Annotated in this window: 3 tRNA genes; all 3 read right to left on the bottom strand. The window is 43.1% G+C overall.

From position 1 onward, the window contains the following. Nucleotides 1-263: 263 nt before the first annotated feature. The 3 genes from EES38_RS21830 to EES38_RS21820 all read right to left on the bottom strand — a co-directional run bounded on the left by EES38_RS21830 (nt 264) and on the right by EES38_RS21820 (nt 520). A tRNA-Val gene (locus tag EES38_RS21830) sits at nt 264-339 on the bottom strand. Between the two features lie 28 nt (nt 340-367). After that, nucleotides 368-443: transfer RNA gene (locus EES38_RS21825), tRNA-Lys, on the bottom strand. A 1-nt stretch (nt 444) separates the two neighbouring features. Further along, nucleotides 445-520, bottom strand: a tRNA-Glu gene (locus EES38_RS21820). Nucleotides 521-543 lie beyond the last annotated feature (23 nt).

Raw genomic sequence — 543 nt, 5'->3', positions numbered from 1 at the left:
GGACTCAATTTTGAAACCTTACTTAAAAAGTAAGTTTTCCCAAGAACACTTGATTGTGTGTTGGTGTTTATCYTAATGATAAACATTGAGAACTTTTACAAACATTCTAAAAAGAATGTTTTGTCAGCTTTCCAAATTGTTAAAGAGCTATGTCACTTTCCGCAGAAAGAAACACTTTCTAACTACTTTCAGACGTCACTTATTCCAACCACATACGTATTACTGAAGTGGTTTGGAATCCGTTTCCAAAAATATTTAGAGAGTGGTGGGCGATACCGGGTTCGAACCAGTGACCCCCTGCTTGTAAGGCAGGTGCTCTCCCAACTGAGCTAATCGCCCACGATATTTGTTTTCCCGTGGRAGGAAATGGTGGGTCGTACAGGATTTGAACCTGTGACCAATTGATTAAAAGTCAACTGCTCTACCAACTGAGCTAACGACCCGTGGTATCCCGTAGGGGAGTCGAACCCCTGTTACCGCCGTGAAAGGGCGGTGTCCTAGGCCTCTAGACGAACGGGACACTAAGATACTCTAAAACGACTA

Source organism: Vibrio viridaestus (assembly GCF_003856525.1).
In the GTDB taxonomy this organism is placed as follows: domain Bacteria; phylum Pseudomonadota; class Gammaproteobacteria; order Enterobacterales; family Vibrionaceae; genus Vibrio; species Vibrio viridaestus.
Note: the sequence above shows the minus strand (reverse complement) of the source record. Positions and strands in the feature narration are given on the sequence as shown.